Below are 13,527 nucleotides of genomic sequence, written 5' to 3'. Positions count from 1 at the left end.
CCAAGACTATGAACGCACATCTACAGCCGACAGGCTCCGCCTACTTCATCTCGCCGGAAACCGCAGCCGCCGAGAACCATACCCTTTCGATCCTCGTCGATAACGAGCCAGGCGTCCTTGCCCGCGTCATCGGGCCTGTTCTCCGGCCGGGGCTATAACATCGAAAGTCTGACGGTCTCCGAAACTGAGCATCAGGCGCATCTGTCGCGAATCACCATCGTGACGCGCGGCACGCCGCATGTGCTGGAGCAGATCAAGGCGCAGCTCGAGCGCATCGTGCCGGTGCATCGCGTCGTGGATCTGACGGTGCGCGCCCGCGAACTCGGGCAGGAGCGGCCGATTGAACGGGAAGTGGCGCTCGTCAAGGTGGTCGGGACCGGCGAAACGCGCGCCGAGACGCTGCGTCTTGCCGATGCCTTCCATGCCAAGGTAGTCGATGCGACCGTCGAGCATTTCATTCTGGAAATCACCGGCAAGTCCTCGAACATCGATCAGTTCGTGGCGATCATGAAGCCGCTTGGCCTGATCGAAGTCTGCCGCACAGGCATCGCCGCCATGAACCGCGGCCCGCAGGGAATGTGAACCGGCGTCTGGCTCGCCGCCGCCTGTTCAGAGCATTTCGAGCGCCGATTTGCGGGTCGGCGGCGGGAAGGCGGCGTCGAGGGCCGCCCAATCCTCGTCGCTGATATCGAGCGATACGCAATCGCGGTTTTCGGCGGCGCGTTCGGCATTCGACGTCTTCGGGATGGCGATTATGCCGTCGCGTTCGAGAAGAAAGGCGAGGGCAACCTGCGCCGGTGTCGCCTGATTGACCTTGGCGATGCGGATGAGCTCGGGATTGTGCAGGATACGGCCCTGCTCGATCGGCGAATAAGCCATGACCGGGATATCATGCTTCTGGCACCAGGGCAGCAGATCGTACTCGATGCCGCGCCGCGCGAGATTGTAGAGAACCTGGTTGGCGGCGACAAGCCTGCCGCCCGGGACGGTAAGCAGTTCCTCCATGTCGCCGATATCGAAATTCGAAACGCCCCAGGCGCCGATCTTTCCGGCGTCCTTCAGGTCCTCGAAGGCCTCGACCGTGTCGGCAAGCGGATGTTCGCCGCGCCAATGCAGCAAGTAGAGATCGATCTGGTCGACACCCAGACGGGAGAGGCTTCTCTCGCAGGCCTCGATCGTGCCCCTGCGGCTGGCATTCCACGGATAGACCTTGGTCACGATGAACAGTCCGTCGCGCCGGCCTTTGATGGCGCGGCCAACGATGCGTTCGGAGTCGCCCTCGCCGTACATTTCGGCCGTGTCGATCAGTGTCATGCCGAACTCGATGCCCGCCTTGAGGCTCGCGATTTCGCGCTCGGCTTCCGACGCCCGTTCTCCCATGTTCCAGGTACCCTGGCCGAGGGCCGGGACTTCGATGCCGTTCGGAAAGGTGATCTTGGGAATGGGGTCGTCTTGCATGGCCGAATCTTCCGTTTTTCCTTCAAAGATTGCGCAGCCGCGTCATCTTTCAAGCAATCCTGTCACTGTGACAATGATTATCTGGCTTAAGGAATAATGGTCGGTTAGCTGCCTCATTGACAGGGATCGACGTGGTTGATGACGATCCGCGGGAGGTTCCATGCCGCTGGATACGTTTCTGGCTCTCGTTCTTTTTGCCTTCACGACCTCGATCACGCCGGGGCCGAACAACATGATGCTCTTTGCATCGGGCGCGAATTTTGGCTTTCGCCGGACGATCCCGCATATGTTCGGCATTGGCGCTGGGTTTTTCTCGCTACTTCTCGGCGTCGGCCTCGGGCTCGGCGCGTTGCTGCATACGGTGCCTGCGCTTTATACAGCGCTGAAATTCGCGGGCGGTATCTATCTCGTCCGGATCGCCTGGAAGATCGCGACGTCACGGTCGCTGAGCGAGGGAATGGAAAGCGTCAAGCCGATGTCATTCCTTGCGGCGGCCGCCTTCCAATGGGTCAATCCCAAGGCCTGGGTTATGGCAGTGACGGCGATGGCGACTTACACCAATCCAGAACTTTACTTCGCAAGCGTGCTGATCGTCGGCCTCGCCTTTGCGGCGGTCAACGTTCCGAGTGTTTCGACTTGGGCCGGTTTCGGCTCCGCATTGCGCGAATGGCTATCCGACCCCCTACGGCTCAAATGGTTCAACGTCACCATGGCGGTGCTCTTGGTGGTTAGCCTCTGGCCGATGTTGAAATAATGCGAAGACCCTTCGACGGAGAAGGCGGACGATCCAAAGCAGTCGTCCGCCGATTCGATCACAATCCGCCCGACTGCACTATGATCGTCGGGTCGGTAAAGTTGCGGTAGCCCAAGAGCGGGATGTCGCAGCGGCGGTCGAACTCGCCGACCGGTGCGGTGCGCGGACAGTTCTCCGCGGACTTATAAGGATGTCCGGGAATCTGGTACTCGCCCTCTTTTAGATTGTGGTAATCGTTGGCGGTCGCCCAAGAAGCAAAAACAGTAGCGACAGCGAATGCGGGAAGAATGATCCTGTTCATCGCAATGCCTTTCCCCTGCTTGCAAGCCGGCGGAGAATATCACGCAAACCGGATTTGGCCTCGGGATCATAGGGATTAGCTCTTTTGTTTCAGGTGTTTACGCCATCGCAAGGCTGACCTTGATCGCATCCAACATGACGTTTCGTAATTTAGCTAACGCAGCGGCAGCTGAATTAATGCGAGCGAGGGCTTGTTGAGCATCAGCCAGAGAATGCCGGCGACGGCGAAGAATGCGGGGAACCCGCACGCGAACCATATCCGGTAGAGGCGGAAATATTCGTCCGGAAGCGGAACGCCGCTGGTGCTTGCCCACCGCGCCAGATCGCGAAGCCTGATCTGTATCCAAACGACTGGGAGCCAGAAGAGGCCGGTGACGACATAGAGCAGGAGGGAAAGCACGATCCAGCCTTCACTGAAATCCCAGCCGACGATGCGGGCAAGCAGATAGCCTGTCACCGGCTGGAGAATGACGGCCGTGGCCGTGAAGACCGTATCGGCAACCACTACTGTCCCCGCGACATGCGCAATCAGTTTCGGATCGCGTGTCCGGTGCGCCGTGACCATGAAGAAGGCGATACCCGCACCTGTTCCGAAGAGGACCGTTGCGCCGATCACGTGGGCGAGTAGGAGACATTGTGCAAGCATCAGCGTTCATCCAGGACGGCGAGGGTGACGAGCATCAGCAGCAACGACGGCAGGACTTTGACGAGCGGTCCCAGCGGATCGAGCCAAAGTTCCGGCTCCAGAAGTGAACCTCCGGCCAGATAGGCGACAGCAACTGCGAGCATCCCAAGGAGGGCTTTGCGGGCGATGGGCCGGAAAAGGAGTGCTGCACCGAGCGCGATGTCGACGGCGCAGGTGAGAAGCGTGAGTGCCATTGCCGCGGCGGGCGGCATGAAGGGTAGAAGAAGCTGACTTGCCGCTTCTGGCGACAGAAGCGGAATAATGCCGGACAGCAACCAAAACAGAGCGAGGCATGCGACCATCAGTGGCTTCAGCAGATAGAGGCGCGCGAACCACAGATCTTGAATGCCCGACGGGTTGGCTGCCAGCGTAGCCGCGGCCGAGCCGCGGCGGATGGTTGGGACCGTTCCGCTGCTTGTGACGCCCTTGGACATGACGGCCGTGGCGGTCGAACGCAAGGGTGAGTGCCAGCCGAGGCGTCCGGCGATATCGGCAAGCCAAGTTAAGGGCTTTGCCAACGCTGTTGGGATGGGGATGACGGGCGCGGGCGGAAGGCCCAGCCACGTCCGATGCAGTTTCACGAGGTCGGAGAGTGTTAACGTCTCTCCGGATGCGAGCGCGACGTCGCTTCCGCTGGCAATTTCGCCGGAGACTGCTGCGCCGACGGCGGCAGCGACATCCTTGATGTCGATCGTCTCGACCGGGCTTTGCGAATGGATAAGCGGCAACCCAAATGGCATAGACGCGAGTACTCGTAAGAGTGCTGAACCGCCGTGCGAATTGCGGCCGAGAACGAGCGCCGGGCGTAGGATGACGTAAGATAAACCACTTGACGCAAGGGCATCATCGGCGCGGCGTTTTGTGGCGAGGAACGGCAGATCGGCAACTGGACCACTCGTGTTTGCTGAGATCTGGATGATAAGGCGGATGTTCGATGTCTTGGCCGCAGCATAGAGCGCCAGCATCGCATCTGCCTGTGATGCGGCAAGATCGTCAGAGAGGCCGTCCTGCAGGGCGCCTGCGCAGTTGACGACCACATGCTGGTCTTTCAGTGTCTCCTGCCAATCGGCAGCGGTGGTCATGTGCGCGAGATCGGCGCGCAGCCAGCGGACATCGGGCCATTTGATCCGGGCCTGGACGGAAGTGCGGCCGAGGCCGCTTACGACATGGCCGTCGGCGGCCAGACGGGCGGCGACGGCGGAGCCGATGAAACCTGTTGCGCCGAGAATCAGAATGTTCATGCGCCGAGACTATCGAAAAACCGCAAGGCGCATAGATTGGCTTGGCGGGTTGCCTCCAAGCGCCTTAAGATAAGGTTTCATGCGCGGAGGGCCTCGTCTTGCACGATCATCCTGATCACGACCACGACCATCATCACGACAACCGCTATTCCGACATGCAGGCGCGCGTGAAAGCACTGGAGACGGTGCTGACGGAGAAGGGGTTGATCGATCCGGCGGCGATCGATGCGATCGTCGAGACCTATGAGACGAAGATCGGCCCGCGCAACGGCGCCCATGTCGTTGCTAAGGCCTGGAGCGATGCCGCGTTTGCCGAATGGCTGAAGACCGATGCTACGGCGGCGATTGCGAGCCTCGGTTATACCGGACGGCAAGGCGAACATATGCGCGCGGTCTTCAATACGCCGGAGACTCATAACCTCGTCGTCTGCACGCTTTGCTCCTGTTATCCATGGTCGGTGCTCGGCCTGCCGCCGGTTTGGTACAAGGCGCCGGCCTATCGCGCGCGGGTGGTGATTGATCCGCGCGGCGTGCTTGCCGAATTCGGCCTGACGCTTGCGGCGGAGAAGAAAATCCGCGTCTGGGATTCGACGGCCGAGCTGCGCTATCTCGTCATTCCCGAGCGTCCCGAGGGAACGGAAGGTCTGAGCGAGCAGCAACTTGCCGGTCTCGTCAGCCGCGATGCGATGATCGGAACAGCAATTGCCTCCGCGCCGGGAGTTGCCGCATGAATGGGCCGCACGATCTTGGCGGACAGATGGGGTTCGGGCCGGTCGCGCCTGAAAAGGACGAGCCGTATTTCCATGCCGAATGGGAGAAACGAGCGCTCGGCCTGACGCTATCCTGCGGTGCCTTCGGCGCCTGGACGATCGACGAGAGCCGGCACGCGCGCGAGAACATTCCGCCGGCTGATTATCTTTCCGCAAGCTATTACGAAATATGGATGCGGGCGCTGGAAGTGCTGCTCGAGCGGCACGGGTTCGCAACGGCTGCGGAGATCGACGCCGGGCACAAGCAGACGGCCGGAGCGGTGCCGAAACGGGTTCTGAAGGCGGATATGGTTGCAAGCGTTCTGGCGCGCGGAGGCGCTTGCGACCGTCCGGTGGAAACGGCTGCGCGCTTTGCCGTCGGCGACAAGGTCCGGACGAAGAATTTCAATCCGGAAACGCATACCCGGTTGCCGCGCTATGCGCGTGCCAGGAGCGGCGTGATCGAGGCGGTGCAGGGCTCCTTTGTGTTCCCGGACGACAATGCGCATGGCAAGGGCGAGAATCCGCAATGGGTCTATACCGTCGTGTTCAACGGGAAGGAAATCTGGGGCGAGGGCGCCGATTCCTCGCTGACGGTTTCGATCGATGCCTGGGAGAGCTATCTTGAGCCTGTGTGAAACGGCTTCGCCGCTGGCGCGATCGCCCGAGCTGCCGAAATCCGCCGATGGCGAGCCCGTCTTTCCCGAGCCCTGGGCGGCTGCAGCTTTTGCAATGACGGTACACCTCCACGAACGCAGTCTCTTCACATGGAGCGAATGGGCGGAGACGCTTTCGGCCGAACTGCACAGGCCCGGCCGGGCAATCGACGGCAGCGACTATTTCGACTGCTGGGTTGCAGCGCTTTCCTCGCTCCTTGTCAGCAAGGGCATCGCCGATGCTGGTGCTATCCTTTTGCTGCAGGAGAGCTGGCAGCGTGCCGCGGAAGCGACGCCGCATGGAAAGCCGATCGAGCGTTCCAACGATCCGCTGCGCTGATCGTCACGACGGAAACTGCTTGTAGCACTCCTCGGCCACCTGCCGCAGCATGTCGCGCGAAATCTCGCCGGTGACAGCATAACCGAGTTCGCCGTCGATCCAGTAGAACGTCTCGACATTGCCGGCGGACGCGAAGCGGAAGCTCGTCGTCCGGTTCGCCTTGTTGCGGCCGACCAGCGCGGTCAGGCGTTCGCCCGCCTGGTTCTCGTACATGAACATCGCACCCGGCTTTCCATCCACCGGCAGCAGCCGTCCGCCGACGAGCCGGAAGCCGAGGGGCTGCAGGTCCGGCACCTTCAGGTTCGGGATCGACAGCCGTTTGCCGAGCCAGGTCGCCAGATGCGCCTCCTCGTTGGCGAAGACCTCGACCGGGTGGCGAACCTCGCCTGCATAGACCAGGAATGCGTTCTGTGCCTCTGCCGGCAGCGTCTCGGAAGCGGCAAGCTGCAGCTCGGGTTGCTGGAGGAGCGGAGGGCCGTAATGACCGGCAAGGGCGCCAAGCGCGAAGAGGAAAACGGCAGCTGCGGCGATGGCCGAGCGTCTTGCCCAAATGGAAGCGCCATTCTCCGGCTTGACCAGCAGGATGTCGCTTTCCTTGGATTTTTCGTAAGGCGCGAACATCGCGCGGATCGCGGCATTCTGTGCCTGCCATGCCGTCACCTTGGCGGCGTCCTCGGGATTGTCCTGCAGCCATGTCTCGACACGGGCGCGGGCGCTTTCGGGCAACTGCCCGTCGGCATAGGCGTGGAGGTCCGCTTCGGGCACGGTCGGGTTGGTTTCGTTCATTTCGGTCTCCGAAGCGTAATCACATTGTCAGCCTTCATTCGGTCCCCAAGCCTCTGGCGGGCGCGCGACAGGCGTGACATGACGGTGCCGACGGGTATGTCGAGCACGGCGGCCACCTCGCTGTAGGTATAGCCTTCGACGACCACCAGCATCAGCACGGCACGGTTCTCCTCCGAAAGGCTGTTCAGCGCATCTTCCAGCCGCAAGCGCTCCAGCGGGTCGGCGGGCGTCTCAGGCGAGGGCAGGACCTCGGCACTGTCAAGCTCGACCATCATGCCGGGCGGGGTCTGGCGGCGCGTGTTGCGGTAGAGATTGGTCATGATGGTCAGCGCCCAGCCGCGCAGGTTCAGGCCGCGCCACTGCGAGCGGCGGGCAAGCACTTTCTCGACACAGTCCTGCAGCAGATCCTCGCCATCGGCGTCGGAGCGGGTGAGGCTTCGCGAATAGCGCCGGAGCGAGGGAAGGAGGGCCAGGATCTGGCCCTCGAATGTTTCAGGTGCGGGTGTCTTCACGCCGGTTCACTCAGGGCTTGGCAAGCTCCCAGTTGCCGCCCACGCCATCGCCGGTGATATCGCCCTTCTTGGTATCCTTCACCCAGAAATAGAGCGGCATGCCGTCCTTGGCCCATTGCTTCGTGCCGTCCTTGCGATCGATGATCGAATATGCCCCATCGGCCTTCGCATCGCTAGCGGCCTTCAGTGGCGGCCAGTTCGTGGCGCATTGGTCGTAGCAATTGGAAACGCCCTTCGTATCCTTCTTGAAGGTGTAGAGCGTCATGCCGTTTTCGCCGGCAAGCACTTTGCCCTTGGCGGTCTCGACGGTCATCACCGGCTCTGCCGCGAATGCAGCCGTTGCCGCAGCGGATACGACGGCGAAAGCGATCACGAATTTTGCGGATTTCATGCGGGTCTCTCCTCACGTTCGGCAGGCTTTTCGCTGCCGGAGATGAGACACGGGGAGCCGTGATTTTATTCCATGCAGAGGATGAAATTATTGAAATGAATGCCTCGTTTGCAAATGATGGCGACTTGCCCGCCTTGAACCAGAAACATTCGTCGCTTAAATTGCCGGCAATCGATCATTTGAACAGGATGTGTGCAGCAATGGATTTCAACCCGATCGCAACGCCAATTCGCCTTGCCACCGGGGAACGTCATATCCATGCCTGCATCCATCACTCTCTCCAATCTGTCGTGGTCCACGCCTGACGGCCGGCCGCTTTTCTCAAATCTCGATCTGAACTTCGGCACGGACCGCGCAGGTCTTGTCGGCCGCAACGGCGTCGGCAAGACGACGCTTCTCAAGTTGATCTCCGGCGAACTCCAGCCTCAGTCTGGGACGATAGCTTTGGGCGGTAGCCTGGGCGTGCTGCGCCAAAGCGTCCGGGTGGAAGCCGACGAAACAGTTAACGATCTCTTCGGCGTGACCGAGGCGCTCGCCGTCCTTCGGCGGGCCGAGGCGGGCGAAGCGACGGCCGAAGAGCTTGCGTCTGCCGACTGGACGCTGGAAGCACGCATGGCCTCCGCTCTCGATCGCACCGGGATCGATGCTGAGCCCGGGACACGTCTTGCCGCGCTGTCGGGCGGACAGCGCACGCGGGCGGGACTTGCCGCACTGATCTTCGTCGAGCCCGATTTTCTCATCCTCGACGAGCCGACCAACAATCTCGACCGCGATGGACGCCGAGCCGTCATCGACCTGCTCGCAAACTGGCGGGCGGGAGCCATCGCCGTCAGCCATGACCGGGAGCTGCTCGAAACCATGGACGCGATCGTCGAGCTGACGTCGCTCGGTGCGACCCGTTACGGCGGCAACTGGAGCCAGTACCGGGAGCGCAAGGCTCTCGAGCTGGCTGCAGCGCAGCATGATCTCGCCGACGCTGAGAAGCGCGTGGCCGAGGTTGAGCGAAGCGCGCAAGCGACGGCCGAACGGCAAGCGCGCAGGGATCGCGCCGGCCGGAAGAAGGCCGCCAAGGGCGACATGCCGCGCATCGTCGCCGGCGGATTGAAACGGCGTAGCGAAGCAACACGCGGCGACAACGCCCGGCTTGCCGAACGCAGGCGTACCCAGGCGCTCGAAGATGCCGCCGCCGCGCACGAGAGGATCGAAATCCTGCAGCCTTTTTCGGTAACGCTGCCGCCGGCTGGACTGCCTGCCAACAAGGTTGTCCTGAAGATGGACTCCGTGACGGCAGGCTATCGTCCTGCCGATGCGGTCCTTAGCGATCTGTCCTTCGATATCGTTGGACCGGAGCGCATCGCCGTTACCGGCCCGAACGGTTCGGGCAAGACGACATTGCTGGCGCTTGTCACCGGGGCGTTGAAGCCATGGACCGGGACGGTTTCAGTCATGACCAAGTTCGCAATGCTCGACCAGCAGGTGAGCCTGCTCGATCCGTCGATCTCGATTCGCGACAATTTTCTGCGGATAAACACACGCGCGGCCGAAAATGCCTGCCGGGCGGCGCTCGCCCGGTTCATGTTCAGGGCCGATGCGGCGCTCCAGATCGTATCGACGCTCAGCGGCGGCCAGCTGCTGCGGGCCGGCTTGGCGTGCGTTCTGGGCGGACCGAAACCACCCTCGCTCCTGATCCTCGACGAACCGACCAATCATCTCGACATCGATTCGATCGCTGCGGTCGAAAGCGGATTGCGTGCCTATGACGGCGCGCTACTGGTCGTCAGTCACGACGACGTCTTTCTGGACGGCATTGGGATTACGCGCAGACTGGAATTGCCTACGGGCCATTCACCAGCTTGAGGATGAGCTGCTGGATGTTGCCGCCTTGGCCCATCTCGACCTTGTCGAAATCGCGGCCCTGCTGGCGCTGGTAGCCGGAGAGTTCGCCGAGGCGTTTCGTCAGCACGACGCGGATCTTGCTGCAGTCCGGATCGTCGGCGGCGGTGAGGCCAAGGCTGTAGGCCTCGATCGCCTTGACCATATGCTTGATGGTTTCGCCGTGCCAGCGCTCGTGGGTCTCGACGCCTGTAATGAAGCTCTCCCAACTCACCTTGGTCGCAGGCGGTAGCTGCGTCGAAGGCTTCGGCAGCGTATAGGTGATGATCAGTTTCGGCCGCGCCACCGTCAGCTTGCAGGATTTGTCCGGCTGCGGCTCGTACTTCCTGGTCCAGGTGAGCTTGAACGTCGTATGCGCGATCACGCGTCCGATGCCGGCCTTCGGGCCATGTTCGCCGATCGATGCGTAGAGCTCGGCGCCGGATTTGCCGGTGATGGCGTAGGGCTTGACCTGTTCGACGGCCAGCCATTCCGCCTGGGCGGCAGCAGGCATCGGCACAGCCAACATCATCAGGCAGAGTTGAATGCTTCTTCTCACGCGAATCCCTCAGGCAACGCGGCGACACTAAAGGGCGCAAAACCTGCGTTCAAGCGGCTGAAAGCAGGCAATCGCGCGGCAGCTACCTCCTGGCGCATTTTTCCGCCTTGCTTCGCAGCGGCGAATCCTGCCAAGTCGCTCGCATGCAATTTGCTCCGCAACAGGACGAAGCCCTGAAGGCCGTTTCGAAATGGCTGAAGGAGGGCCGGTCGCCGCTCTTCCGTCTGTTCGGCTATGCCGGAACGGGCAAGACGACGCTCGCCAAGCATTTTGCGGAGAATGTCGACGGCGACGTGCTGTTTGCCGCCTTCACCGGCAAGGCGGCGCAGGTGCTGCGTTCGCGCGGGGCGAGCAACGCCAAGACCATCCATTCGCTGATCTACCGTCCGCGCGGCGAAGAGGCGATCGAGGACGAGCAGACCGGCAAGACCTCGATCGCGCCGATGTTTTCCATCAACCGGCAGAGCCCGGTTGCCAAGGCTGCGCTGATCATCGTCGACGAATGCTCGATGGTGGACGAGGCGCTCGGCAAGGATCTCATGAGTTTCGGCACGCCGATCCTGGTGCTCGGCGACCCCGGCCAGCTGCCGCCGGTTTCGGGTGGCGGCTTCTTCACCAATCAGGAGCCGGATTACCTACTGACGGACATCCACCGGCAGGCGCGTGACAATCCAATCATTAAGCTTGCCATGCAGGTGCGCGAGGGCAACGAAATCATGCATGGCGACTACGGCACCGCCCAGGTGATCTCGAAGAACGAGGTCAACCAGGCGCTGGTGCTCGACGCCGACCAGGTGCTCGTCGGCACCAACCGCACGCGGCGGCGCTATAACCAGCGGCTGCGCGAGTTGAAGGGCTTCACGGCGGATTATCCACAGACTGGCGACAAGCTCGTCTGTCTGCGCAACGACCCCGCCAAGGGGCTGCTCAACGGCTCGCTCTGGCAGGTGATGACCTCGTCGAAGGAGACGACGAAGCCGGGTATCAACCTGCTCGTGCGGCCGGAAGACGACGACATGGATCGCGGCGCGGCCAAGATCAAGCTGCTGAAGCAGGCTTTCGAGGATGTCGAAGGCGAAATCCCGTGGAATACGCGCAAGCGCTACGACGAATTCGATTACGGCTATGCTCTGACCGTGCACAAGGCGCAGGGCTCGCAGTGGAACAATGTCGTGCTCTTCGATGAAAGCTGGGCCTTCCGCGATACCCGCGAACGCTGGCTTTACACGGCGATCACCCGCGCGGCGGAAACGTTGACAATCGTGCGGTGACGCTGCGGAAACGGTGGCGGCCGTTGCCGGAGCGTCAAATCTTGACGATGCCGAGAAGCACCGCCTTGGCGATCGCCTGGAAGCGGTTGTTTGCGCGGAACTTCAAGATGATGTCGGCTTCGAGCGCCTGTGCTTCGTCATGCTTCAGGTCAAGCGACCGGGCGATGCGCTGCGTCGAAAAGCCCTCGGCCATCAAAGAGAGGCAGCGCAGTTCCTTATCTGAAAGAGTGGATTGATCCTCGTTGTCGTTCAGCGACGGTATCTCGCTGCTGGCGTCGGGGTCGAGCAGGTCGCTGACCTGCTGTAGCTGACGGTGCAGTGTCGACATTTCCGCCGTTAGCTCGCGCTTGCGGACGGCGAGCGCCTCCTGGAAGATTGCCTCGGCTTCCTCCTGTGAGGCAGCGCGGCCCAGATCGCCCATTAGTTCCTGAATGACGGCGATCGGCATCCCTGCCTCGCGGCAGATGTTGATGACGGCCATGCGCATGACGTCGTCTTCGCCGTAAACGCGCATCAGGCCGATGCGGCTTGCCGAGAGCAGTCGTTTCTCTTCGTAGAAATGGAGTGTCCTGTGTGTGACCCCGAATGCGTTCGCCATTTCGGCGATTGGCACCGGTCCCTCAGGCAAATCCGGCGGTAGTGCTGCAGATGGCAGGAACCGGTATCTGGACCTGGACCGGCTTTCCGAAGCTTTACCGGCGGCACGTTTGGCACCGTCTGGCATGAACCCTCCTGGAGCAAATAGTTGCACCTCATGCGGTTTGCCAGTTGCTTCGAAGGCGCTGCGGAGTGGTGTTTCCTCGAGGCGTTCTTGTCGTCGGGAAGAAGCAGTACGCGGCGTACTTACTCGATACTTATTCTCACGTTATGCGTGAATGGGCATTTTTGTAAGTGCTAAAAATAATCGTTCTTAAATAGGATAGCAACGCGCAGCATTCGAAAACTTGATTCCGGCGTGACGTTAGCCGGATTGGCAGCGGGCGTCGCTGAATCTCTGGTGAGGCGTCCATCACAGATTTGCATGCAGCCATATGCGAATCTCGTTGGCCTCGGCCGGTTCGTTGGCATAAAAGCAGCTCACGCTTTACCGATATCGAATGGATCATCGACATGCCGACGACGCTTTCCGTGAACCTCAACGCCATCGCCATGCTGCGCAACAGGCGCGATCTGCCTTGGCCGAGCGTGGAAGGGCTGGGGCGCATCGCCTTGCAGTCGGGTGCCAGCGGGCTGACCGTCCATCCGCGGCCGGACCAGCGGCATATCCGATTCTCTGACCTACCGGTGATCCGCAACCTGATCGACGACGAGTTTCCGGAAGCAGAGTTCAATATCGAGGGCTATCCGACGGAGGAATTCCTCGAGCTCTGCAAGGATGCCGCACCCGAGCAGGTGACCCTCGTGCCCGATGATCCGTCGCAGGCGACATCCGACCACGGCTGGGATTTCCGCAAACACCAGGCCTTCCTCACGGACGTCATCGGACGGCTGAAGAAGATGGGATCCCGCGTTTCGCTGTTTGCCGATGGCGACGGCGATGCCGAGGCGGTTAAGATCGCCAAGGCGGTGGGGGCGGACCGGATCGAGCTTTACACCGGCCCCTATGGCGGCTGTTACGACGCGCCGGAGCGGGCAGGCCCCATTCTCGAAGTGCTCGGCAAGACGGCGGACGCAGCCCTTGCGATCGGCCTGGGCGTCAATGCCGGCCATGACCTGACTGTGGCCAACCTGCCGCCGCTCGTGACGCGCATCCCGAAGCTTGCGGAAGTTTCGATCGGCCACGGCCTGACGGCCGATGCGCTGGAATACGGCATGGCGGAAACGGTGCGGCGGTTCTGCCGGGCCTGCGGGCAGAAGGTTTGAGGTCATCGGATTTTCGGTAGATGCCGATCGGCGATAAACGCGTCACCGCAGGGCCGGTTCTCTTCCGTCCCTAAACCCTCCGCCGGAATC

The 13,527-nt window shown here is 61.7% G+C and carries 17 protein-coding genes and 1 pseudogene; 8 read left to right on the top strand and 10 right to left on the bottom strand.

All coding sequences use genetic code 11. The features are described from left to right. Positions 1-8 precede the first annotated feature (8 nt). A pseudogene (ilvN, locus tag ACZ9BX_RS07640) lies at positions 9-582 on the top strand (acetolactate synthase small subunit). A 27-nt stretch (positions 583-609) separates the two neighbouring features. Here the strand turns inward: ilvN and ACZ9BX_RS07635 are convergent. Then, positions 610-1,458, bottom strand: coding sequence for an aldo/keto reductase (locus ACZ9BX_RS07635; protein WP_476216852.1), 849 nt, complete (start codon positions 1,456-1,458; stop codon positions 610-612). Between the two features lie 160 nt (positions 1,459-1,618). Here ACZ9BX_RS07635 and ACZ9BX_RS07630 point away from each other — a divergent pair, with 160 nt between their 5' ends. Next, positions 1,619-2,212 (top strand): LysE family translocator, encoded by a 594-nt coding sequence (locus tag ACZ9BX_RS07630; protein ID WP_476216850.1) that lies wholly within the window; start codon positions 1,619-1,621, stop codon positions 2,210-2,212. Positions 2,213-2,270: 58 nt separating this feature from the next. On the opposite strand, the gene ACZ9BX_RS07625 is transcribed toward ACZ9BX_RS07630, so the two are convergent. From ACZ9BX_RS07625 to ACZ9BX_RS07615, 3 genes are all read right to left on the bottom strand, one after another. Continuing rightward, positions 2,271-2,513, bottom strand: a complete 243-nt coding sequence (locus tag ACZ9BX_RS07625; RefSeq protein WP_476216848.1) for a hypothetical protein — start codon at positions 2,511-2,513, stop codon at positions 2,271-2,273. A gap of 153 nt (positions 2,514-2,666) precedes the next feature. Then, positions 2,667-3,158: a DUF2269 family protein gene (locus tag ACZ9BX_RS07620; RefSeq protein WP_476216846.1), complete on the bottom strand. Its 492-nt coding sequence runs from the start codon at positions 3,156-3,158 to the stop codon at positions 2,667-2,669. Then, complete coding sequence (locus tag ACZ9BX_RS07615; protein ID WP_476216844.1) at positions 3,158-4,438, bottom strand: SDR family oxidoreductase; 1,281 nt, start codon at positions 4,436-4,438, stop codon at positions 3,158-3,160. Before ACZ9BX_RS07615 ends, ACZ9BX_RS07620 begins: the two co-directional genes overlap by 1 nt. 98 nt (positions 4,439-4,536) lie before the next feature. On the opposite strand from ACZ9BX_RS07615, the gene nthA reads away from it, so the two are divergent. Genes nthA through ACZ9BX_RS07600 form a run of 3 tightly spaced genes read left to right on the top strand, consistent with a single transcriptional unit; the run spans position 4,537 to position 6,183 of the window. Beyond that, positions 4,537-5,169: a nitrile hydratase subunit alpha gene (nthA, locus tag ACZ9BX_RS07610; RefSeq protein ID WP_476216842.1), complete on the top strand. Its 633-nt coding sequence runs from the start codon at positions 4,537-4,539 to the stop codon at positions 5,167-5,169. Continuing rightward, the gene (gene nthB, locus ACZ9BX_RS07605; RefSeq protein WP_476216840.1) at positions 5,166-5,825 is read left to right on the top strand and encodes a nitrile hydratase subunit beta; all 660 of its coding nucleotides are present in this window, start codon (positions 5,166-5,168) and stop codon (positions 5,823-5,825) included. The genes nthA and nthB overlap by 4 nt, the downstream gene beginning before the upstream one ends. Next, positions 5,812-6,183 (top strand): nitrile hydratase accessory protein, encoded by a 372-nt coding sequence (locus ACZ9BX_RS07600; protein WP_476216838.1) that lies wholly within the window; start codon positions 5,812-5,814, stop codon positions 6,181-6,183. The genes nthB and ACZ9BX_RS07600 overlap by 14 nt, the downstream gene beginning before the upstream one ends. 3 nt (positions 6,184-6,186) lie before the next feature. Here ACZ9BX_RS07600 and ACZ9BX_RS07595 read toward each other — a convergent pair whose 3' ends face one another. The 4 genes from ACZ9BX_RS07595 to ACZ9BX_RS07580 form a co-directional block, all read right to left on the bottom strand. Further along, positions 6,187-6,969, bottom strand: a complete 783-nt coding sequence (locus ACZ9BX_RS07595; protein ID WP_476216836.1) for an anti-sigma factor family protein — start codon at positions 6,967-6,969, stop codon at positions 6,187-6,189. Further along, positions 6,966-7,481 (bottom strand): RNA polymerase sigma factor, encoded by a 516-nt coding sequence (locus ACZ9BX_RS07590; protein ID WP_476216834.1) that lies wholly within the window; start codon positions 7,479-7,481, stop codon positions 6,966-6,968. The genes ACZ9BX_RS07595 and ACZ9BX_RS07590 overlap by 4 nt, the downstream gene beginning before the upstream one ends. 10 nt (positions 7,482-7,491) lie before the next feature. Beyond that, positions 7,492-7,872, bottom strand: coding sequence for a COG4315 family predicted lipoprotein (locus ACZ9BX_RS07585; RefSeq protein ID WP_476216832.1), 381 nt, complete (start codon positions 7,870-7,872; stop codon positions 7,492-7,494). Between the two features lie 65 nt (positions 7,873-7,937). Beyond that, entirely contained in the window at positions 7,938-8,144 is a 207-nt protein-coding gene (locus tag ACZ9BX_RS07580; RefSeq protein WP_476216830.1) for a hypothetical protein, read from the bottom strand. Here ACZ9BX_RS07580 and ACZ9BX_RS07575 point away from each other — a divergent pair. Beyond that, positions 8,131-9,729: an ABC-F family ATP-binding cassette domain-containing protein gene (locus ACZ9BX_RS07575; RefSeq protein ID WP_476216828.1), complete on the top strand. Its 1,599-nt coding sequence runs from the start codon at positions 8,131-8,133 to the stop codon at positions 9,727-9,729. The genes ACZ9BX_RS07580 and ACZ9BX_RS07575 overlap by 14 nt on opposite strands. On the opposite strand, the gene ACZ9BX_RS07570 is transcribed toward ACZ9BX_RS07575, so the two are convergent. Further along, complete coding sequence (locus ACZ9BX_RS07570) at positions 9,707-10,276, bottom strand: DUF922 domain-containing Zn-dependent protease (RefSeq protein ID WP_476219921.1); 570 nt, start codon at positions 10,274-10,276, stop codon at positions 9,707-9,709. The two genes, ACZ9BX_RS07575 and ACZ9BX_RS07570, sit on opposite strands and share 23 nt — an antisense overlap. Positions 10,277-10,446: 170 nt before the next feature. On the opposite strand from ACZ9BX_RS07570, the gene ACZ9BX_RS07565 reads away from it, so the two are divergent. After that, on the top strand, positions 10,447-11,574 hold the full coding sequence (locus ACZ9BX_RS07565) for an ATP-dependent DNA helicase (protein ID WP_476216826.1): 1,128 nt from the start codon (positions 10,447-10,449) through the stop codon (positions 11,572-11,574). 34 nt (positions 11,575-11,608) lie between these two features. Here ACZ9BX_RS07565 and ACZ9BX_RS07560 read toward each other — a convergent pair whose 3' ends face one another. Further along, positions 11,609-12,298, bottom strand: a complete 690-nt coding sequence (locus ACZ9BX_RS07560; RefSeq protein ID WP_476216824.1) for a MerR family transcriptional regulator — start codon at positions 12,296-12,298, stop codon at positions 11,609-11,611. Between the two features lie 386 nt (positions 12,299-12,684). Here ACZ9BX_RS07560 and ACZ9BX_RS07555 point away from each other — a divergent pair, with 386 nt between their 5' ends. Further along, positions 12,685-13,437, top strand: coding sequence for a pyridoxine 5'-phosphate synthase (locus ACZ9BX_RS07555; protein WP_476216822.1), 753 nt, complete (start codon positions 12,685-12,687; stop codon positions 13,435-13,437). The last annotated feature ends 90 nt before the right edge of the window (positions 13,438-13,527 follow it).

This window comes from Rhizobium sp. USDA 3886 (genome assembly GCF_056279785.1).
Note: the sequence above shows the minus strand (reverse complement) of the source record. Positions and strands in the feature narration are given on the sequence as shown.

What these genes read in the sequence shown, in the direction of transcription:
- ACZ9BX_RS07635 (WP_476216852.1), bottom strand. Translation starts at nt 1,458, where the DNA reads ATGCAAGACGACCCCATTCCCAAGATCACCTTTCCGAACGGCATCGAA.
- ACZ9BX_RS07630 (WP_476216850.1), top strand. Translation starts at nt 1,619, where the DNA reads ATGCCGCTGGATACGTTTCTGGCTCTCGTTCTTTTTGCCTTCACGACC.
- ACZ9BX_RS07625 (WP_476216848.1), bottom strand. Translation starts at nt 2,513, where the DNA reads ATGAACAGGATCATTCTTCCCGCATTCGCTGTCGCTACTGTTTTTGCT.
- ACZ9BX_RS07620 (WP_476216846.1), bottom strand. Translation starts at nt 3,158, where the DNA reads ATGCTTGCACAATGTCTCCTACTCGCCCACGTGATCGGCGCAACGGTC.
- ACZ9BX_RS07615 (WP_476216844.1), bottom strand. Translation starts at nt 4,438, where the DNA reads ATGAACATTCTGATTCTCGGCGCAACAGGTTTCATCGGCTCCGCCGTC.
- nthB (WP_476216840.1), top strand. Translation starts at nt 5,166, where the DNA reads ATGAATGGGCCGCACGATCTTGGCGGACAGATGGGGTTCGGGCCGGTC.
- ACZ9BX_RS07595 (WP_476216836.1), bottom strand. Translation starts at nt 6,969, where the DNA reads ATGAACGAAACCAACCCGACCGTGCCCGAAGCGGACCTCCACGCCTAT.
- ACZ9BX_RS07585 (WP_476216832.1), bottom strand. Translation starts at nt 7,872, where the DNA reads ATGAAATCCGCAAAATTCGTGATCGCTTTCGCCGTCGTATCCGCTGCG.
- ACZ9BX_RS07575 (WP_476216828.1), top strand. Translation starts at nt 8,131, where the DNA reads ATGCCTGCATCCATCACTCTCTCCAATCTGTCGTGGTCCACGCCTGAC.
- ACZ9BX_RS07580 (WP_476216830.1), bottom strand. Translation starts at nt 8,144, where the DNA reads ATGGATGCAGGCATGGATATGACGTTCCCCGGTGGCAAGGCGAATTGG.
- ACZ9BX_RS07570 (WP_476219921.1), bottom strand. Translation starts at nt 10,276, where the DNA reads ATGATGTTGGCTGTGCCGATGCCTGCTGCCGCCCAGGCGGAATGGCTG.
- ACZ9BX_RS07565 (WP_476216826.1), top strand. Translation starts at nt 10,447, where the DNA reads ATGCAATTTGCTCCGCAACAGGACGAAGCCCTGAAGGCCGTTTCGAAA.
- ACZ9BX_RS07560 (WP_476216824.1), bottom strand. Translation starts at nt 12,298, where the DNA reads ATGCCAGACGGTGCCAAACGTGCCGCCGGTAAAGCTTCGGAAAGCCGG.
- ACZ9BX_RS07555 (WP_476216822.1), top strand. Translation starts at nt 12,685, where the DNA reads ATGCCGACGACGCTTTCCGTGAACCTCAACGCCATCGCCATGCTGCGC.